Raw genomic sequence first — 18977 nt, forward strand, 5'->3', positions numbered from 1 at the left:
GAAAGCTCCGCGATGAACAGGAACTATCTTTTTCTCTTTCTGTTCAGCGTGCTGATGACTTTCAGCGGACTGGCGAGCCTTCCACCCGTCGACCGGGACGAATCCCGTTTTGTCCAGGCCACCAAGCAGATGGTCGAAACCTCCGACTATGTCGACATCCGTTTTCAGGATGCCTCGCGCTACAAGAAGCCGATCGGCATCTACTGGCTGCAATCGGCGGCCGTGGCGCTGAGCGGCGAGGGGGCGGCGGCGCCGATCTGGGTCTACCGCCTCGTCTCCATGCTTGGCATTGCCTTGGCCGTCGTCGGCATTGCCTGGACAGGCACCAAGCTGTTCGGGGCCAATGCCGGTCTCGCCGCCGGCCTGATGATGGCGGCTATCTTCGCCACCGCCTTCGAGGGCCGTGACGCCAAGACTGACGCCATGCTGCTGGCCTGCTGCGTGGCGGCGCAAGGCGCGCTCGCCCAGATCTATCTGGCAGCGCGCCGGAACGAACCGGTAGCCGCCCACCTGCCGTGGATTTTCTGGGCTGCTCAAGGCCTTGGAATCCTTATCAAGGGGCCGGTGGCTCCGCTCCTGTCGGTGCTGACGGTCGCCGCCTTGTTTGCCTTCGAGCGCGACTGGCGCTGGCTCCTGAAGCTGAAGCTCGTGCGCGGTGCCGCCCTGGTGCTGCTCATCGTGCTGCCCTGGGTCGCCCTCATCACCTGGAAGAGCGGCGGCGCCTTTCTCAGTGATGCCGTCGGCAAGGACATGATGGCCAAGGTCGCCTCGGGCGAGGAATCGCACGGCCTGCCGCCGGGCTTCTACATGCTGACCTATTCCTTGTTCATGTGGCCGTTCGGTCTGATCGCGGTTGGCGCCGGGCTGCAGGCCCTCAACCGGTTGCGCGACGATCCGCGGCTGCGTTTCTGCCTCGCCTGGTACATTCCGTTCTGGCTGGTGTTCGAACTGATCCCGACCAAGCTGCCGCACTATGTCCTGCCGGCCTATCCCGGCATGGCGCTGCTGATCGGTTGGCTGTTGACCTTGCCGCCCCAGGAGGCGAATGCGCCGCTCAGGCGCTGGCAGGACTGGTTGTGGTGGTCGACCGCATTCGGTCTTGCCGTGGTCAGCCTTGGCCTGGCGGTGGTCTGCGTCGGAGCGCCGATCTATCTCACCGGCGCCTTCTCCTGGTGGAGCATCCCGGCCGCCGCGGCGGCGCTGGCGGCAGGATATTTCGCTTTTTCGCGACAGCTGCAAGTGCCGCTCTCCCGCATCGGCGCCATCGCCGTCTGCGCCGGCATCACCTATGGGCTGTTGTTCGGCGTCATCGCGCCTTCGCTGAAGCCGATCTGGCTGAGCCCGGCGATCGAGGCGGCGTTCCAGGCCAACAGGCCTTGCGACACCACGGTGCTCGCTTCGGCGGAATATCACGAGCCGAGCCTGGTGTTCCTGGTCGGCACCAAGACCGTCCTGACCGATGTCGATGGCGTCGCCAAGCATCTGCTCGGCGACCCCGCCTGCGCCCTGGCGCTGGCTCAGGTCGGCGACGAGCAGAAACTGAATGGGTTGCTGGCGGCGCAAGGCAAGTCGGCGAACCGCGTTGCCGAGGTTGACGGCCTCAACTATTCGTCGGGAGACAAGCTGTCGCTCGGCCTCTATCGTGTAACCCAGTGACGGCTCGCCGATGCCCATGACGGCGACAATGGGGTCGAATTTCCTATGCTGGTGAAATCACGCCCGCCCGTTTCGAGCCTGCTCCTTGGGATAGGGCGCCGGTCGCTCGACAATTTTCGCGATACGATGCAGATCGCCAAAAGCCGCCTTGCCACCCGTCCGGCCAGATACCCGAACGTTTTGTGGTCGGTCTGGGTGCTGGTCTGGATTTTGCTGACGGCGGTTGCGTTTGTTCGTCTCGACACCCCGGCCGGAATGCTTCACGGCAAGTGGTCGGCGGGATTTGCCCGGACTGCCGACTTTTTCACCCAGTTCGGCCTGGGTGGCTGGTATCTCATTCCCTCAGTGCTTCTGCTTGTCGCCGCGAACCTGACGGATTGGCGAAGCCTCTCCCGGCGCTCGCTGATGCTGCTCTACAATTGGACCTGCCTGGCTTTTCTGGTGCTGTGCGCCACCGGCCTGTCGGGGATCGCCGTCAATGTGCTGAAATATGCCATTGGCCGGGCTCGCCCGCTTTATTACGAGGACTTTGGCGTGCTGACCCTGCACCCCTTCGCGTTCGATGCGCGCTTCGCCGGCTTTCCATCCGGCCATGGTACCACAATGGGCGCGGTGTTCGGGGTCGCTTTGCTGTTGTTTCCGCGGCGCTGGTACATCGCCCTGGCGATCACCGCCTGCATCGCCTCGACACGGATTTTCGTCGGCGCGCACTATCCCAGCGACACCGTCGCCGGCTTCGGCCTTGGCTGCGGCTTCGCGCTGGCCTGCGGGCTGGTCTTTGCCCGGCTCGGTTTCATCTTCCGGCCGATGCCGTCGGGACTGCCGGTCCGCAAGAGGACGTTTCGGCTGATTGGGCGGAGAAGGAAGGCTGGCTGAGCATTCGAAGCTCAGTTGCCCTCCAGTCCGCCATAGGATCTGACCAAGCCGGCCATGCCGGGCGATTGGTGGTCTTCGCTTTCCAGCCCCTGTGCAACGCCGACGCGATCGGCGACCGGCCGGTTCTGGCTGACCTTCCACTTGCCGTGGATTTCGCTGATCTCGATTTCCAGCCCGATAATGCCCTTGATCTGCGACTGGATGAAGGGCTCCGGCGCATCGGTCACCGCCCAGGGCGCGGCGCGGGCGCCTTCCTGGGAGACGGTCAGATCAGCGATCTGCTGCGCCAGCCAGTCCTGGTCATCCATCACCTTGACGGTGCCGCGGACCTGCACGATGGCGTAATTCCAGGTCGGCACCACCTTGCCGGTCTCGCGCTTGGTCTCGTACCAGGACGGCGTCACATAGGCGTCGCTGCCCTGGAAGACGATCAGCACGGGTGACGCCGGGTTGTCGGCCAACAGGCGCCATTGCGGGTTGGCCCGCGCCAGATGGGCGCGCAGCCTGCCGTTCGGCCCGATTTCCGCGTCGAGCAGGAACGGGATGGCGTTGGCGACCGGCCCCTCGGGCCCGTTGGAAACCAACAGGCCCAGCGGATGCGTCCGGATCAGCCCGTGCAGGATTTCCGGCCGCGTTTCCCTGAAATGAGGAGGCTCGTACATCGCCGTCCGTTCTTTCCTTGTCTATCTCAGCCGCTTCGGGCGCGGATCCGACAATTCGCCGGCCAGCCGGCGGTCGAGATAGTCGGCGCATTCCTCGAGCAGCAGGTCGGCATCGTTGGCGAAGAAATGGTTGGCGCCGGGCAACGTCTTTTGCGTGATGGTGATGCCCTTCTGCGTGTGCAGCTTGTCGACAAGGCCCTGCACATCCTTCGGCGGCGCTACCTTGTCGGCATCGCCATGGATGATCAGGCCCGATGACGGGCAGGGCGCCAGGAACGAGAAATCATAGGTGTTGGGCTGCGGCGCGATCGAGATGAAGCCTTCGATCTCCGGCCGGCGCATCAGAAGCTGCATGCCGATCCAGGAGCCGAAGGAGTAGCCGGCGACCCAGCAGCTCTTGGAATCGGGATGCAGCGACTGCACCCAATCCAGCGCCGCGGCAGCGTCCGACAGCTCGCCGGTGCCATGGTCGAACTCGCCCTGGCTGCGGCCGATGCCGCGGAAATTGAAGCGCAGCGTGGTGAAATCCCGCTTCTGGAACATGTAGAAGAGGTCGTAGACGATCTTGTTGTTCATCGTGCCGCCGAATTGCGGATGCGGGTGCAGGACGATGGCAATCGGCGCGCTCTTTTCCTTGGAAGGCTGATAGCGACCCTCCAGGCGGCCGGCAGGACCGGTGAAAATGACCTCAGGCATAAAATACTCCACTTGGTAATACGAACGCGCGGTGCCTGGAACGTTTCCTCTGGCCTTGACGCAGGGCGAGCGTCTTCTTAGAAGCTAGTTTAGAATTGTTCAAAACTGAGTGGCAAGACATCGAGCCCGGCCACCCGCGCCGCAAGCCGCGTAAATAGGACGGCTCGCCTTGGAATTTCAAGGAAATAACGCCATACGACAGCGGAATGGCTTCTGACGGGATTTGACGGACGAAAATGGCCGGAATACGCGCCTATCTCGACTACAATGCCAGTGCGCCGCTGCTTGCCGTGGCCCGCGAGGCTATGGTCGCGGCCCTTGACGTCGCGGCCAATCCGTCATCGGTTCACGCCGAGGGGCGCGCGGCCCGCCGCCTGATCGAGACCGCCAGGCGTGACGTGGCGGCGCTAGTCAACGCCAAGGCGGAGCATGTCGTGTTCACCTCCGGTGCCACGGAAGCAGCCTCGACGCTGCTGTCACCCGACTGGCAGATGGGGCGCGGCACGGTGCGTATGAGCCGGCTTTACGTGTCGGAGGCCGATCATCCCTGCCTGTTGAACGGCGGACGGTTCCCCGCAGCGCAGGTGACGCGGATCGGCGTCGACGCCAACGGCATCGCCGATCTCGGCGCCTTGGCGTCGGCGCTCGGCGGTCACGACAAGAGCGAAGGCCTGCCGCTGGTCGCCATCCACGCCGCCAACAACGAAACCGGCGTCATCCAGCCGATCGATCGCATCGCCGGGATCGTCAAGGCGGCGGGCGGCATCCTCATAGTCGACGTCGTGCAGGCCGCTGGGCGTGTTTCCATCGATCTATCAGCGGGTTACGCCGATTATCTGATTCTGTCCTCGCACAAGATCGGTGGTCCCAAGGGCGTGGGCGCCATCGTCGCCGCCTCTGACCTGATGATGCCGAAGCCGCTGATCAATGGCGGTGGCCAGGAAAAGGGCCATCGCGGCGGAACTGAGAACCTCGCCGCCATTGCCGGTTTCGGCGCCGCCGCACGCGAGGCGCTTGCCGGATTGCCGGCCATGGATGCGGTGCGCCAGCGCCGCGACGAGATCGAGGCCATCGTCAAATCGCTGGTGCCGGACGCGGAAATCTTTGGAACCGGTGCGCCAAGGCTTGCCAATACGGCATTCTTCGCTATTGCGGGCGTCAAAGCCGAAACCGCGCAGATCGCCTTCGATCTGGCCGGTGTAGCGCTGTCGGCCGGCTCTGCCTGTTCGTCGGGCAAGGTCGGACCGAGCCATGTGCTGAAAGCCATGGGCTACGGTGACAGTCTCGGCGCCTTGCGGGTGTCGATCGGACCGGCGACCGGCGCGGAAGACGTTGAGCTTTTCCGCACCGCGCTTGCGGGTATTGCCGCACGAAGGGCGGATAGAGAACGGGCCGCGTAGCGGTTGGACGAATTTGGGCCTTTCGGCCTGGTAGAGCCGTGCGTTTCATACTGGCCGGGTGAATTTCCGGTCGAAGCGCACTATATGAAACTTACGCTGCCGCGAGCGCCTTTTTGGGGTTCGTTTTTGGCGGTGCCATAGTTTGAAAACTGTCGGGCCTTGACCCCGGCGTGGATGGAGAACGCATATGCCTGCTGTGCAGGACACGATCGATCGGGTCCGAAAGATCGACGTCGACCAATACAAATACGGATTCCAGACCGAAATCGCTGTCGATAAGGCCCCCAAGGGCCTCAGCGAAGATATCATCCGTTTCATTTCGGCCAAGAAGGACGAACCGTCCTGGATGCTGGAATGGCGTCTGGAAGCGTATCGCCGCTGGCTGACGCTGGACGAGCCGACCTGGGCGCGCGTCCACTATCCCAAGATCGATTTCCAGGACATCTACTTCTACGCGGCGCCCAAGAGCACGCCCGGCCCGACTTCGCTGAGCGATGTCGATCCCGAACTCTTGAAGGTCTACGAGAAGCTGGGCATTCCGCTGCGCGAGCAGGAAATCCTCGCCGGCGTGCAGAAGACCGACGCCTCGGAGCTCGAGGAGGTCAGCGACAATGTCTACAAGTCGGGACGCGTCGCTGTCGACGCCGTGTTCGATTCCGTCTCCGTCGTCACCACCTTCAAGAAGGAACTGGCGCAGGCCGGCGTCATCTTCTGCTCGATCTCGGAAGCCATCCGCGAGCATCCGGAGCTGGTGAAGAAATATCTCGGTTCGGTCGTGCCGACCTCCGACAATTACTACGCCACGCTGAATTCGGCTGTGTTCACCGACGGCTCGTTCGTCTTCGTGCCCAAGGGCGTGCGCTGCCCGATGGAGCTGTCGACCTATTTCCGCATGAACGAGAAGAACACCGGCCAGTTCGAGCGCACGCTGATCATTGCCGAGGAGGGGGCTTACGTCTCCTATCTCGAGGGCTGCACGGCGCCGCAGCGCGACGAGAACCAGTTGCATGCCGCCGTCGTCGAACTGGTGGCGCTCGACGATGCCGAGATCAAATATTCGACGGTGCAGAACTGGTACCCCGGCGACGCCGAGGGCAAGGGCGGCATCTACAATTTCGTCACCAAGCGCGGCGACTGCCGTGGCGACCGCTCCAAGATTTCATGGACGCAGGTCGAGACCGGTTCGGCGATCACCTGGAAATATCCGAGCTGCATCCTGCGCGGTGACGATTCCCAAGGTGAGTTCTATTCGATCGCGGTGTCGAACGGCTATCAGCAGGTCGACAGCGGTACCAAGATGATCCATCTCGGCAAGAACACGTCGAGCCGCATCATCTCCAAGGGCATCGCCGCCGGCTTCTCGCAGAACACCTATCGCGGCCAGGTCTCGGCGCACCGCAAGGCGACCAACGCCCGCAACTTCACCAACTGCGACAGTCTGCTGATCGGCGACCAGTGCGGCGCGCACACCGTGCCCTACATGGAAGCCAAGAACTCGACGGCGCAGTTCGAGCACGAAGCGACGACGTCGAAGATTTCCGAGGACCAGAAATTCTATGTCATGCAGCGCGGTATCCCTGAAGAGGAAGCGATCGCGCTGATCGTCAACGGCTTCGTCAAGGACGTCATCCAGCAGCTGCCGATGGAGTTCGCGGTCGAGGCGCAGAAGCTGATCGGGATTAGCCTTGAGGGCTCGGTCGGCTGACCGGATATATATTCAGGAAACGAAAAAATGCTTGAAATCAGAAATTTGCACGCCCGCATCGTCGACGATGGCACCGAAATCATCCGCGGCCTGAACCTGACGGTGAAAGCCGGCGAGGTCGCCGCGATCATGGGGCCGAACGGCTCGGGAAAATCGACGCTGTCCTACATCCTCGCCGGCCGCGAGGACTATGAGGTGACCGAAGGCGACATCCTCTACAACGGCCAGTCGATCCTCGAAATGGATCCGGCCGAGCGCGCCACGTCAGGCATTTTCCTCGCCTTCCAGTACCCGATGGAGATACCGGGCGTTGCGACCATGGAATTCCTGAAGGTGGCGATGAACGAGCAGCGCAAGGCGCGTGGCGAGGAGCCGCTGAAGATCCCGGAATTTTTGAAGCGCGTGAAGGAAGCCGCCGCCTCGCTCAGCATGGATATGGCGATGCTCAAGCGGCCGCTCAATGTCGGCTTCTCCGGTGGCGAGAAGAAGCGGGCGGAGATCCTGCAGATGAAGCTGCTGGAGCCGAAACTGTGCGTGCTCGACGAGACCGATTCCGGCCTCGACATCGATGCGCTGAAGATCGTGTCCGACGGCGTCAACGCGCTGCGCGCGCCGGACCGGGCGTTCCTGGTCATCACCCACTACCAGCGCCTGCTTGAGCACATCGTGCCCGACACCGTGCACGTGCTCTACAAGGGTCAGGTCATCAAGTCAGGCGACAAGTCGCTGGCGCTCGACCTGGAAGCCAATGGCTATGCCGGCGTGATCGGCGAAGCAGCGTGAGATGCCAGAGGGCAGTTTGATGAATATGCACGCACAACCGCAGCGGACACCGGCCGAAACAGCGTTGATCGATGCCTTCGGCGACCGGTTGTCGCTGCTGCCGGGCGACGGCGCGGTGATGCTGAAGCGCGACGACGCCATCGAGACGATCAAGCACGGCCTGCCGACGCGGCGCGTCGAATCCTGGCACTACACCGACCTGCGCCGGTTGCTGAATACCGTGCCGGACTTCGACCCGGCAGCCATGGCCAAAGCCATCGCCCCGATCGTCGACGGTTCCACCGTGGTGTCGATCCTGAACGGCAAGTCCGACGCCAAAGTGCCGGTTCTTGAAGGCGTCTCTTTCCAGCGCCTGTCGGAAAAGCTGGTCGACGGCAGCGCAGCACCTGGGCTCGACCCCTATGGCAGCGACGATGCCATTGGCGCGCTGAACACGGCTTTTGTCGCCGACGGGTATTTTGTCGACATCGCCGATGGTGTGGAACTTGAAAAGCCGGTCGAGCTGCAGAACCTGCAGGCCGGCGGCCAGACCCATGTGCGCCTGGCCGTTCGTGTCGGCGCCGGCGCCAAGGCCGTTATCGTCGAGCGCCAGACGGGTGATGGCGCTGCCTTGAGCAGCTCGGTCAGCCAGGTCGTGCTCGACGAGGGCGCCGAGGTGACGTGGCTGATCGTCCAGGAGCAGCCGGAAACGGCGACGCATCTGGCGCAGTTCAAGGCCCATATCGGCAAGAATGCGAAACTGACACTGTTCGTCATGAACGCCGGGGGCAAGCTCGTGCGCCAGGAGATCATGGTCAGGACGACTGGCGAAGGCGCCGATTTCAAGCTTCGCGGCATCAACCTCTTGGCCGGCGACACCCACACCGACGTGACCATGGTTCTCGACCATGCCGTGCCGCACACGACCTCGACGGAGATCATCCGCAACGTGGTGACGGGCAAGGCGCGCGGTGTGTTCCAGGGCCGCATCAACGTCCATCAATATGCGCAGAAGACCAACGCGAAGATGGCCTGCAACACGCTGTTGCTGTCGGACGACGGCGAATTCTCGACCAAGCCCGAGCTTGAAATCTTCGCCGACGACGTGATTTGCGGCCATGGCGCGACGGTCACCGAAATCGACCACAACCATCTGTTCTACCTGATGGCGCGCGGCGTCGACGAGAAAAGCGCGCGGGGCCTGCTCGTGAAGGCCTTCGTCGCGGAGGTGATCGAGGAACTGGACGACGAGGCGATCGTCGAGGCGCTGGAAGCGCGGCTCGACGGCTGGTTCGCGGCACACGGGTGATCTGATGAACGCACCGGGCAAGATCGGAGATTTCTACGACGTCGAAGCGATCCGCCGCGATTTCCCGATCCTGTCGCGGGAAGTCTATGGCAAGAAGCTGGTCTATCTCGACAATGGCGCCTCGGCACAGAAGCCGCAGGCGGTGCTCGACACAATCCAGCATGCCTATTCCCAGGAATACGCCAACGTCCATCGCGGCCTGCATTTTCTCTCGAACGCCGCGACCGATGCCTACGAAAAGGCGCGAGAGACGGTGCGCCGCTTCCTCAATGCGCCGAGCACCGACAACATCATCTTCACCTCGAACACGACTTCGGCCATCAACACGGTCGCCTATGGCTATGGCATGCCCAACATCGGCGAGGGCGACGAGATCGTGCTGTCGATCATGGAGCACCATTCCAACATCGTGCCGTGGCATTTCATCCGCGAGCGGCAGGGCGCCAAACTGGTCTGGGTGCCGGTCGACGATCTCGGCGTCTTCCACATCGAGGAATTCGAGAAGCGGTTGACCAGCAAGACAAAGCTCGTTGCCATTACCCACATGTCGAACGCGCTTGGCACTGTGACGCCGATCAAGGAGATCGTGCGCATCGCGCATTCGCGTGGAATTCCCGTGCTGGTCGACGGCAGCCAGAGCGCTGTCCACATGCCGATCGATGTGCAGGATCTCGACTGCGACTTTTTCGTCTTCACCGGGCATAAGGTTTATGGCCCGTCGGGCATCGGCGTGCTCTACGGCAAGAAGGACATTCTCGCTGGCATGCGGCCCTTCATGGGCGGCGGCGAGATGATCGAGGAGGTGACGGAAGACATCGTCACCTACAACGAGCCGCCGCACCGCTTCGAGGCCGGCACGCCGCCGATCGTCCAGGCGATCGGGCTGGGTGCCGCGCTCGACTATATGGAAACGATCGGCCGCGAGCGCATTGCAGCCCACGAGGAAGACCTTAAGAATTACGCGCATGAGCGGCTGCGCTCCATCAATTCGCTGCGCATCTTCGGTGATGCGCCCGGCAAGGGCGCCATCATCTCGTTTGAACTGCAAGGCATTCATGCGCATGACGTGTCGATGGTGATAGACAGGCAGGGCGTTGCTGTCCGCGCCGGCACCCATTGCGCCCAGCCGCTGTTGAAACGGTTCGGCGTAACCTCCACATGCAGGGCATCGTTCGGCATGTATAATACCAGGGCCGAAGTCGACGCTTTGGCCGAGGCGCTTGAAAAAGCGCGCAAATTCTTCGGATGACGAGTTTTTTGGGTGACTACCATGGATGATGCAAGCATCGCTGCCGAGACCACTGCGGAAACCGTGCCCAATGCGCTGGTTTCGGGATCGGCTATTCCAGCCGACGAACTGGCGCGGCTGACCGACGACATCGTTTCGGCGCTGAAGACGGTCTACGATCCGGAAATCCCGGCCGATATCTACGAGCTCGGCCTGATCTACAAGATCGATATCGAGGACAATCGCTCGGTCAAGATCGACATGACGCTGACCGCTCCCGGCTGCCCTGTCGCCGGCGAAATGCCCGGCTGGGTGGAGAATGCCGTCGGCGCCGTCGAAGGCGTGTCCGGCGTCGAGGTCAACATGACCTTCGACCCGCCCTGGTCGGCCGACCGCATGTCGGAAGAGGCGCAGGTGGCGGTGGGTTGGTACTAGCGTCGAGCCTGGCATACTTGCGCCAGGGATAAAACTTCACCATTTTAGGTGAGGAATCATTCGGCAGGCCTTGAACCTGCATGGAATGGAAGGAAAAAGAATGGGACGCTTCGCCGTCATCACCATGACCGAAAAGGCCGCCGACCGGGTGCGCGAGATTGTCGCCACCCGTGAGAATGCGCACGGCATCCGCCTCGGCATCAAGAAGGGCGGCTGCGCCGGCATGGAATATACGGTCGATCTGGTGACCGAGCCCAACACCAAGGACGACCATATCGAGCGCGACGGCGCGCATGTCTATGTCGCACCGGAAGCAGCACTTTTCCTGTTCGGCACCGAGATGGATTTCGAGCAGACGACGCTGCGCACCGGCTTCACATTCCACAATCCGAACCAGAGCTCGGCCTGCGGTTGCGGCGAATCCGTCGAACTCAAGCCGGCCGACCTGAAGGCACTGGCAGAAGCTCGCGCTTCCTGAGTTTTTCCTTCGCCCCGTTGACGGGGAGAAGGTGTCACGAAGTGACGGATGATAGGCAGCGCCGGCCTCTCCAAAGTTAGCGCCGCTCCTCATCTGCCGGCGTTCGTCGTTCGAAGGCCAAGCAATTGGCTTTTCGTCCGCTGCGCGGATCACTCCTCACCTCCCCGTAAACGGCGCGAAGAAATTCACTCCACCCACATGCCCGTCCGCTTGTGCCAGTCGGCGATCGATTCCTCGGGATAGATGTCGAAGACCTTGTCATGCTTGCCAACCACCGGCTCCACCCAGTTCGCCTTGTATTTCAGCATGAGGTGCACCTTGCTTGGCGGAATGGGTAAATCGCTGTCGATCGCCGAAGCGAAGGGATGCACCAGCTCCGGCCATGTCGGGTCGTAGAGCCAAAGGGCTGAGCCGCATTTCTTGCAGAAATTGCGCTCGCCGGTTGAGATTTCGCAATGCGGATGCTCGTCGTCCTCGATCTCCGCCCGAAAGACGCCGAGGCTGCGCTTGCCCCTGATGTTCAGTGTTTCGTTGTCGGCACCGAGATTGATGGCAAACCCGCCGCCGCCCTGCTGCTTGCGGCAGATCGAGCAGTAGCACAGCATGAATGGCGCCGGCGTGTGGCTCACCACCTCGAAACGGACGGCATTGCAGCGGCAGGAGCCTTTGAGCAGCACGGGCATAGCGGGAAACTCCGATCGACCTCACACAACCTGTCAGCATGATTTTGGTTGCGGCGATGACAAGGCCAAACGCCGGTGACATGATCGCGGCATGGACAATGAGCGCATCGCCGAACTGTTCGAGGGCCTCGGTCCTGTCAGCATCCGAAAACTGTTCGGCGGCAAGGGCATCTATTTCGACGGCGTCATCGTCGCCATCGTGCTGCGCGGAGAATTGCTGCTGAAGGCCGACGAGCAAAGCGCGCCCGAGTTCGAGGCCGCCGGCTGCACGCAATGGACCTATACCGGCTCGCGCCACGGCAAGCTGGTCGCCATGCCCTACTGGAGCGTTCCAGACAGCGCTTTCGATGATCCCGACGAGATGACGATCTGGGCACGCCGGGCCTATGAGGCGGGGCGACGGGCGGGGAAGTAGATTCCCGCAAGCTCGAGGCCACCCCCTCATCCGTCCGCTTCGCGGCCACCTTCTCCCCGAGGGGAGAAGAGGTCGACGTCGGCGCTGCAAGCTCCTCTCCCCTCGGGGAGAGGTCGGATTGCCCCGAATTGTTCTTTGCAATTCGGTCTTGGGAATCCGGGTGAGGGGGAACCTTCGCTGCGCGACCCTAAAGCGCCTTGGCAATCCTCGCCGCCAGCCGCGCATTATTCTCGATCAGCGCGATGTTCGTCTTCAGGCTCCTGCCGCCAGTCAGTTCGAGAATCTTTCCCAGCAGGAACGGCGTCACCGCCTTGCCGGTCACGTTGAGCGCCTCGGCGGCCTTCTGCGCGGCCTCGATATAGCCGGCCATCTCCTCAGCCGGGATTTCGTGGTTTTCCGGCACCGGATTGGCAATCAGCATGCCACCGGCGAGCCCCAGCGCTGCCCTCGTCTGGTAGAAATGCGCGATCTCTTCCGGCTCGTGCAAGGTCAGCGGCGCGCGGAACGGCGAATGCCTGGACCAGAAGGCCGGCATCGTCTCGCAGCCAAGGCCGACCACCGGCACGCCGCGCGTCTCCAGCACTTCCAGCGTCTTTTCGATGTCGAGGATGGCCTTGGCGCCGGCCGAGACGACGATGACCGGCGTGCGCGCCAGCTCGTCGAGATCGGCGGAAATGTCAAAACTCTTTTCGGCGCCCTTGTGCACGCCGCCGATGCCGCCGGTGGCGAACACTTTTATGCCGACCATATGCGCCGCGATCATCGTGGCGGCGACCGTGGTGCCACCGGTACGCCCTTGCGCCACGGCAAAACCGAGATCGGCGCGCGACAGCTTCATGGCGTCGCCCGTCATCGCCAGCGATTCGCGCTCGCCGTCCGAAAGCCCGATCTTGATGCGGCCGCCAACCACGGCGATCGTCGCCGGCACGGCGCCGCCATCGGTGATGATCTTTTCGACGTCGGCCGCCATGGCGCCATTGTCGGGGTAGGGCATGCCATGGGTGATGATGGTGCTTTCCAGCGCCACCACCGGCCGGCCGGCAGCCAGAGCCTGCGCCACCGGCGCGTGGATGTCGATGAGGGGGCGGGCGGTCTCAGGGGTCATCAGGGTCTCCAATCCGGAATGCGGCGCGTCCGTGGGGACATCAGGCAACATCGCGGCACTATGAATTCGCCGGTCTCATGCCACTTCCCTGGCATCCGGCACAAGAGCCAGCGCTTCCGCGAAGCTTGAGGCGGTGAACTCGGGAACGGCGTTGGCGCTTTCGATGGCAAGCGTCGCCCCGGCGATGCCTTCGCGCAGGGCCACCCGCAGCGGCAGTCCGCGCAGCAAGGCAGCGACCGTTGCGCCCGCCAGCGCATCACCGGCCCCGGTGACGTCAGCGACCTTTCGGGGATTGGGCGGCATGATCGAAAAGGCGCCTGTTTCATCGAACCCCAGCACGGGCGCCTCGCCCGCCGTGACCACGCCACTGACGAGGCCGCTGCATCGCAACCCGTCGACGACCTCGCGCTGCCTGGCATTCGCGGCGACGCCGGCCAGCACCATGGCCTCGCGCCGGTTCATGAAGACCAGCGAGAGCTCCTTCAGCACCGGTATCAACCGCACCGCCTTGGCCGGCGAGATGGCAATGGCGAAAACCGGCTTGCCCGCGGCGAGCGCGACCAGCCGTTCCAGCGCCGCCGTCGGCAGGTTGGCGTCGCAGAACACGGCATCGGCGGCCGCGATTGCTTCGCGCACCCTGGAGCGGCGAATCTGTTTGGGAAAGGCCAACTCATAGAGCGCCATGTCGGCGAAGCCGACGATCAGCTCGCCCTCGCTGTCGATCAGCGCCGTGTAACTCGGCGTCGTGCGGTCGAGGAAGACCGCCGACAGGTCGGTAATGCCTGTCTCGGCGATGGCTCGCGAAACGGTTTCGGCAGCGGCATCGCCGCCGCGAACCGACATCAGCGACGCGGAGACGCCGCGCCGCACGGCGCTGCGCAAAGCATTGAAGACGCCGCCGCCGACATCCTCGCGCATTGTGCCCGGATTGGAGGCGGCGGGCACGTAAGCGCCGGACACCTGGCCGCGTCGGTCGATATGGGCGCCGCCTATGGCCAGTATTTTCGCGGATTTCAGCATGCCGGCGATATGACCTTTGTTATTCCAGCCGCACAAGCGCTAGGTGCGACGGAGCTTCGCATGCGAGGCGGCGATTCGGCAGGTCGAAACAACCGAGCCGTCTGGCCCAACGTGCGGTGCATTCCTGATCGAATCTTTGGACAAAAAAAGAACAAATCCGGATATTGTTTGTTTTTCAGATATTTGACCCCTCTTGCCAAATGAGAACAAAAAAGGTACAAATAGGCAGGGATTACGGATTGTCCGGCCTTCATTGACGACCAAGGGGTGATGTATCATGGCTCAGAATTCTTTGCGGCTGGTAGAGGACAAGGCAGTGGACAAATCAAAGGCTCTGGATGCGGCGCTGTCGCAGATCGAGCGGGCTTTCGGCAAGGGCTCGATCATGCGGCTCGGCGCCAACGATCAGGTCGTCGAGATTGAAACGGTGCCGACCGGCTCGCTTGGCCTCGACATCGCGCTTGGCGTCGGTGGCCTGCCGCGCGGCCGCATCATCGAGATCTACGGGCCGGAAAGCTCGGGCAAGACGACGCTTGCCCTGCACACCGTTGCCGAAGCCCAGAAGAAGGGCGGCATCTGCGCTTTCGTCGATGCCGAGCACGCGCTTGACCCGGTCTATGCCCGCAAGCTTGGCGTCGATCTCGAAAACCTTCTGATCTCGCAGCCTGACACTGGGGAGCAGGCGCTGGAAATCTGCGACACGCTGGTGCGCTCCGGCGCCATCGACGTGCTGGTGGTCGATTCGGTCGCGGCGCTGACGCCACGCGCCGAAATTGAAGGCGAGATGGGCGATTCGCTGCCCGGCCTGCAGGCCCGCCTTATGAGCCAGGCGCTGCGCAAGCTGACCGCGTCGATTTCGCGCTCCAACACCATGGTCATCTTCATCAACCAGATCCGCATGAAGATCGGTGTCATGTTCGGCTCGCCTGAAACCACCACCGGCGGCAATGCGCTGAAATTCTACGCTTCGGTGCGCCTCGACATCCGCCGCATCGGCTCGATCAAGGACCGCGACGAGGTTGTCGGCAACCAGACCCGCGTCAAGGTGGTCAAGAACAAGCTGGCGCCGCCCTTCAAGGTGGTCGAATTCGACATCATGTTTGGTGAGGGCGTCTCCAAAACCGGCGAACTGGTCGATCTCGGGGTCAAGGCTGGTATTGTCGAGAAGTCTGGCGCCTGGTTTTCCTATAACTCGCAGCGTCTCGGCCAGGGCCGCGAAAATGCCAAGCTGTTCCTGCGTGACAATCCCGACACGGCACGCGAGATCGAGTTGTCGATCAGGCAGAATGCCGGGCTGATCGCCGAAAAATTCCTCGAGAATGGCGGCCCTGAGCGCGGCGATGATGACGGTTTCGAGGAAGAATCCGGCGCGATGTAACAGCTTCGTGCGCGATGCCGGCCGGAGTTCGGCCATAATCGCGTTCTATTATCTCAGGCTTATGTAATCGAGTTCCGCGTTATTGCGTTTCGAAACCGCCGGCCCAGTGCCGGCGGTTTTGCGTTTCGGCGGCGGAACCAGGCCGGGTCGAACGGCCGGCAAAGGCCGTGGATTGGACCAATTCCGTGTTTCTGGACAGGGTGAAGCGCGGCGGCTAAAAGGCCAAGTCCTAATCTTCTAAGACGCAGAGCCCATTTCCGCCGGTTTGCCGGCGGCTTTTCCAAAAAGGCAGCATCATGAGTGGCGTGAACGAAATCCGGTCGACATTTCTCGACTACTTCCGCAAGGAGGGTCACGAGATCGTCGCGTCGAGTCCGCTGGTGCCGCGCAACGACCCGACGCTGATGTTCACCAACGCCGGCATGGTGCAGTTCAAGAACGTCTTCACCGGTCTGGAGAAGCGGCCCTATTCGCGCGCCTCGACCGCCCAGAAGAGCGTTCGCGCCGGGGGCAAGCACAACGATCTCGACAATGTCGGCTACACCGCGCGCCATCTGACCTTCTTCGAGATGCTCGGCAATTTCTCCTTCGGCGACTATTTCAAGGAGCGCGCCATCGAGCTTGCCTGGAACCTGATCACCAGGGAATTCGGGCTGAACAAGGACAAGCTGCTGGTCACCGTCTATCACACGGATGACGAGGCGGCCGGCTTCTGGAAGAAGATCGCCGGTTTTTCCGACGACCGCATCATTCGCATCGCGACCTCGGACAATTTCTGGGCGATGGGCGACACCGGACCGTGCGGGCCGTGCTCTGAAATCTTCATCGACCGCGGCGAACACATCTGGGGCGGCCCTCCCGGCAGCCCGGAGGAGGATGGCGACCGTTTCCTCGAATTCTGGAACCTGGTGTTCATGCAGTATGAACAGGTGACGAAGGAGGAGCGCATCGACCTGCCGCGCCCCTCGATCGACACCGGCATGGGCCTGGAGCGGATGGCGTCCATCCTGCAAGGGGTGGAAAGCGTCTTCGAGACCGATCTGTTCCGTCACCTGATCGACGCGGCCTCGTCCGCGATCGGGCATGGTCCCGACAAGGAGACGGTCGCGTCCTACCGGGTCATTGCCGATCATCTGCGCTCGTCCTCCTTCCTGGTGGCGGACGGCGTGCTGCCTTCGAACGAAGGCCGGGGCTATGTCCTGCGCCGCATCATGCGCCGGGCCATGCGCCATGCGCAGCTGCTCGGTGCCAACGAACCGCTGATGTGGAAGCTGGTGCCGGCGCTGGTGCGCGAGATGGGCCAGGCCTATCCGGAGCTGCTGCGCGGCGAACAGTTGATCACCGAGACGCTGAAGCTCGAGGAGACCAGGTTTCGCAAGACGCTGGTGCGCGGCCTCGGCCTGCTCTCCGAGGCGACGGAGACGCTGCATGCCGGCGACATGCTGGACGGCGAAACGGCCTTCAAGCTCTACGACACTTACGGCTTCCCACTTGATCTGACGCAGGACGCGCTGCGCCAGCGCAGCATCTCGGTCGATCTTGCCGGCTTCACCAATGCGATGGAGCAGCAGAAGGCCGAGGCGCGAAAGCATTGGGCAGGCTCCGGCGACGCGGCGACCGAGACCATCTGGTTCTCCGTGCGCGAGAAGGCGGGCGCCACCGAGTTCCTCGGCTATGAGACTGAAGCTGCCGAAGGCATCATCCAGGCGCTGGTCAGGGACGGCAAGGCTGTCGACAGCGCCGGCAAGGGTGACGCGGTGGCGATCGTCGTCAACCAGACCCCGTTCTATGCCGAGTCCGGCGGCCAGATGGGCGACACCGGCGTTATTTCAGGCGAGGGCTTCTCGATCGAGGTTTCCGACACGCAGAAGAAGGCCGATGGGCTATTCGTCCACATCGGCGAGGTGGCCAGCGGCACGGTCAAGACCGGTGTTGCCGTCGAGCTCAAAGTCGACCATGCGCGCCGCTCCAGGTTGCGCGCCAACCATTCCGCGACGCATCTGATCCATGAGGCGCTGCGCGAGGTGCTGGGCAGCCATGTCGCGCAGAAGGGCTCGCTGGTCGCGCCCGAGCGCCTGCGCTTCGACATCTCGCACAACAAGCCCATTTCACCGGAGGATCTCGAAGAGGTCGAGCGCATGGCCAACGAGATCGTCGTCCAGAACGGCCCGGTGTCCACGCGCCTGATGTCGGTCGACGATGCCATTGCCGAAGGCGCCATGGCGCTGTTCGGCGAGAAATACGGCGACGAAGTGCGCGTCGTGTCGATGGGCACCGGCGTTCACGGCGCCAAGGCCAACCGGCCCTATTCGGTCGAGCTCTGCGGCGGAACGCATGTCCGGGCGACCGGCGATATCGGCCTGGTGCGTGTCGTGTCGGACAGCGCGGTCGCGGCCGGCGTGCGCCGCATCGAGGCGCTGACCGGCGAAGCCGCGCGCAAACATCTCGACGAGCAGGACCGGCGTTTGAAGGCGACGGCGGCCGTGCTCAAGATTTCGCCGGCCGATGTGCCGGCGCGCGTCGAGACGCTGCTCGAAGAGCGCAAAAAGCTTGAGAAGGAACTGACCGAGGCGCGCAAGAAGCTGGCGCTGGGCGGGGGATCGTCAGCCGATGCTCCAGCCGCCAATGAGACGGTCGCCGGTATCGGCTTCCTCGGCAAGACGGTCTCCGGTGTCTCGCCGAAGGATTTGAAGCCGCTGGCCGATGCCGGCAAGAGCTCGCTCGGCTCCGGCGTCGTCGTCTTCGTCGGCGCCGGCGAAGACAACAAGGCAAGCGTCGTGGTGGCCGTCACCGACGACCTCATCGATCGCTTCAGCGCCGTCGACCTTGTCCGCGTGGCCTCCGCCGCATTGGGCGGGCAGGGCGGCGGCGGGCGGCCCGACATGGCCCAGGCCGGCGGCCCCGACGCATCCAAGGCCGATGATGCGATTGCAGCGGTGAGGGCGGCACTCGAAGCGGCGTGAGCCAGTGGGCAGTTCAAGGGGAGCCCTACCTTCCCAAGTAGCGCTGCCCCTCATCTGGCTGCCGCCACCTTCTCCCCGTAAACGGGGAGAAGGGCGCTTTCGTCGCGGCTTTCGCCAATCGCCAGCCTTGCAAAAAAAGAGGCGCCGGCGTTGCGGCCAGCCTCTTTCTCCCCGTTTTACGGGGAGAAATGCCCGGCAGGGCAATG

General features: G+C 63.0%; 17 protein-coding genes. 12 read left to right on the forward strand and 5 right to left on the reverse strand.

The features are described from left to right. The first annotated feature begins 12 nt into the window (after positions 1–12). Both NP945_RS29225 and NP945_RS29230 read left to right on the forward strand, forming a co-directional pair. On the forward strand, positions 13–1656 hold the full coding sequence (locus NP945_RS29225) for a glycosyltransferase family 39 protein (RefSeq protein WP_256748253.1): 1644 nt from the start codon (positions 13–15) through the stop codon (positions 1654–1656). A 45-nt stretch (positions 1657–1701) separates the two neighbouring features. After that, positions 1702–2532: a phosphatase PAP2 family protein gene (locus NP945_RS29230; protein ID WP_256748254.1), complete on the forward strand. Its 831-nt coding sequence runs from the start codon at positions 1702–1704 to the stop codon at positions 2530–2532. A gap of 11 nt (positions 2533–2543) precedes the next feature. On the opposite strand, the gene NP945_RS29235 is transcribed toward NP945_RS29230, so the two are convergent. Both NP945_RS29235 and NP945_RS29240 read right to left on the reverse strand, forming a co-directional pair. Beyond that, positions 2544–3194: an FMN-binding negative transcriptional regulator gene (locus NP945_RS29235; protein WP_256748255.1), complete on the reverse strand. Its 651-nt coding sequence runs from the start codon at positions 3192–3194 to the stop codon at positions 2544–2546. A 21-nt stretch (positions 3195–3215) separates the two neighbouring features. Beyond that, positions 3216–3890, reverse strand: a complete 675-nt coding sequence (locus tag NP945_RS29240; RefSeq protein ID WP_023669128.1) for an alpha/beta hydrolase — start codon at positions 3888–3890, stop codon at positions 3216–3218. Between the two features lie 236 nt (positions 3891–4126). On the opposite strand from NP945_RS29240, the gene NP945_RS29245 reads away from it, so the two are divergent. The 7 genes from NP945_RS29245 to sufA all read left to right on the forward strand — a co-directional run bounded on the left by NP945_RS29245 (position 4127) and on the right by sufA (position 11207). Beyond that, positions 4127–5290, forward strand: a complete 1164-nt coding sequence (locus NP945_RS29245; RefSeq protein WP_256748256.1) for a cysteine desulfurase family protein — start codon at positions 4127–4129, stop codon at positions 5288–5290. 187 nt (positions 5291–5477) lie between these two features. Continuing rightward, on the forward strand, positions 5478–6995 hold the full coding sequence (gene sufB, locus NP945_RS29250; RefSeq protein WP_027037002.1) for a Fe-S cluster assembly protein SufB: 1518 nt from the start codon (positions 5478–5480) through the stop codon (positions 6993–6995). A 27-nt stretch (positions 6996–7022) separates the two neighbouring features. Further along, positions 7023–7778 carry a Fe-S cluster assembly ATPase SufC gene (sufC, locus tag NP945_RS29255; RefSeq protein WP_023810312.1) on the forward strand — a complete coding sequence of 252 codons (756 nt, stop codon included), beginning with the start codon at positions 7023–7025 and terminating at the stop codon, positions 7776–7778. A gap of 19 nt (positions 7779–7797) precedes the next feature. Then, complete coding sequence (gene sufD, locus NP945_RS29260; protein ID WP_128308885.1) at positions 7798–9066, forward strand: Fe-S cluster assembly protein SufD; 1269 nt, start codon at positions 7798–7800, stop codon at positions 9064–9066. 4 nt (positions 9067–9070) lie between these two features. Continuing rightward, the gene (locus NP945_RS29265; RefSeq protein ID WP_256748257.1) at positions 9071–10315 is read left to right on the forward strand and encodes a cysteine desulfurase; all 1245 of its coding nucleotides are present in this window, start codon (positions 9071–9073) and stop codon (positions 10313–10315) included. A gap of 21 nt (positions 10316–10336) precedes the next feature. Continuing rightward, complete coding sequence (locus tag NP945_RS29270) at positions 10337–10729, forward strand: SUF system Fe-S cluster assembly protein (protein ID WP_256748258.1); 393 nt, start codon at positions 10337–10339, stop codon at positions 10727–10729. A 100-nt stretch (positions 10730–10829) separates the two neighbouring features. After that, the gene (gene sufA, locus NP945_RS29275) at positions 10830–11207 is read left to right on the forward strand and encodes a Fe-S cluster assembly scaffold SufA (RefSeq protein WP_127329621.1); all 378 of its coding nucleotides are present in this window, start codon (positions 10830–10832) and stop codon (positions 11205–11207) included. Positions 11208–11392: 185 nt separating this feature from the next. Here the strand turns inward: sufA and NP945_RS29280 are convergent, their stop codons facing one another. Then, positions 11393–11890: a GFA family protein gene (locus tag NP945_RS29280; protein WP_256748259.1), complete on the reverse strand. Its 498-nt coding sequence runs from the start codon at positions 11888–11890 to the stop codon at positions 11393–11395. Positions 11891–11981: 91 nt separating this feature from the next. Between NP945_RS29280 and NP945_RS29285 the strand changes: the two genes are divergently transcribed. Further along, positions 11982–12305 (forward strand): TfoX/Sxy family protein, encoded by a 324-nt coding sequence (locus NP945_RS29285; RefSeq protein ID WP_256748260.1) that lies wholly within the window; start codon positions 11982–11984, stop codon positions 12303–12305. Positions 12306–12492: 187 nt separating this feature from the next. Here the strand turns inward: NP945_RS29285 and NP945_RS29290 are convergent, their stop codons facing one another. Then, positions 12493–13410, reverse strand: coding sequence for a pseudouridine-5'-phosphate glycosidase (locus NP945_RS29290; protein WP_256748261.1), 918 nt, complete (start codon positions 13408–13410; stop codon positions 12493–12495). 75 nt (positions 13411–13485) lie between these two features. After that, the gene (locus NP945_RS29295) at positions 13486–14430 is read right to left on the reverse strand and encodes a carbohydrate kinase family protein (protein WP_256748262.1); all 945 of its coding nucleotides are present in this window, start codon (positions 14428–14430) and stop codon (positions 13486–13488) included. Positions 14431–14707: 277 nt separating this feature from the next. Here NP945_RS29295 and recA point away from each other — a divergent pair, with 277 nt between their 5' ends. Then, on the forward strand, positions 14708–15808 hold the full coding sequence (recA, locus tag NP945_RS29300) for a recombinase RecA (protein WP_027036993.1): 1101 nt from the start codon (positions 14708–14710) through the stop codon (positions 15806–15808). A gap of 296 nt (positions 15809–16104) precedes the next feature. Then, positions 16105–18771 carry an alanine--tRNA ligase gene (gene alaS / locus NP945_RS29305; RefSeq protein WP_256748263.1) on the forward strand — a complete coding sequence of 889 codons (2667 nt, stop codon included), beginning with the start codon at positions 16105–16107 and terminating at the stop codon, positions 18769–18771. The last annotated feature ends 206 nt before the right edge of the window (positions 18772–18977 follow it).

This window comes from Mesorhizobium sp. LMG17149, from assembly GCF_024518695.1.
GTDB lineage: Bacteria > Pseudomonadota > Alphaproteobacteria > Rhizobiales > Rhizobiaceae > Mesorhizobium.

Coding starts and splice junctions, on each gene's coding strand:
- NP945_RS29225 (WP_256748253.1), top strand. CDS start 13: ATGAACAGGAACTATCTTTTTCTCTTTCTGTTCAGCGTGCTGATGACT.
- NP945_RS29230 (WP_256748254.1), top strand. CDS start 1,702: ATGCTGGTGAAATCACGCCCGCCCGTTTCGAGCCTGCTCCTTGGGATA.
- NP945_RS29235 (WP_256748255.1), bottom strand. CDS start 3,194: ATGTACGAGCCTCCTCATTTCAGGGAAACGCGGCCGGAAATCCTGCAC.
- NP945_RS29240 (WP_023669128.1), bottom strand. CDS start 3,890: ATGCCTGAGGTCATTTTCACCGGTCCTGCCGGCCGCCTGGAGGGTCGC.
- NP945_RS29245 (WP_256748256.1), top strand. CDS start 4,127: ATGGCCGGAATACGCGCCTATCTCGACTACAATGCCAGTGCGCCGCTG.
- sufB (WP_027037002.1), top strand. CDS start 5,478: ATGCCTGCTGTGCAGGACACGATCGATCGGGTCCGAAAGATCGACGTC.
- sufC (WP_023810312.1), top strand. CDS start 7,023: ATGCTTGAAATCAGAAATTTGCACGCCCGCATCGTCGACGATGGCACC.
- sufD (WP_128308885.1), top strand. CDS start 7,798: ATGAATATGCACGCACAACCGCAGCGGACACCGGCCGAAACAGCGTTG.
- NP945_RS29265 (WP_256748257.1), top strand. CDS start 9,071: ATGAACGCACCGGGCAAGATCGGAGATTTCTACGACGTCGAAGCGATC.
- NP945_RS29270 (WP_256748258.1), top strand. CDS start 10,337: ATGGATGATGCAAGCATCGCTGCCGAGACCACTGCGGAAACCGTGCCC.
- sufA (WP_127329621.1), top strand. CDS start 10,830: ATGGGACGCTTCGCCGTCATCACCATGACCGAAAAGGCCGCCGACCGG.
- NP945_RS29280 (WP_256748259.1), bottom strand. CDS start 11,890: ATGCCCGTGCTGCTCAAAGGCTCCTGCCGCTGCAATGCCGTCCGTTTC.
- NP945_RS29285 (WP_256748260.1), top strand. CDS start 11,982: ATGGACAATGAGCGCATCGCCGAACTGTTCGAGGGCCTCGGTCCTGTC.
- NP945_RS29290 (WP_256748261.1), bottom strand. CDS start 13,410: ATGACCCCTGAGACCGCCCGCCCCCTCATCGACATCCACGCGCCGGTG.
- NP945_RS29295 (WP_256748262.1), bottom strand. CDS start 14,430: ATGCTGAAATCCGCGAAAATACTGGCCATAGGCGGCGCCCATATCGAC.
- recA (WP_027036993.1), top strand. CDS start 14,708: ATGGCTCAGAATTCTTTGCGGCTGGTAGAGGACAAGGCAGTGGACAAA.
- alaS (WP_256748263.1), top strand. CDS start 16,105: ATGAGTGGCGTGAACGAAATCCGGTCGACATTTCTCGACTACTTCCGC.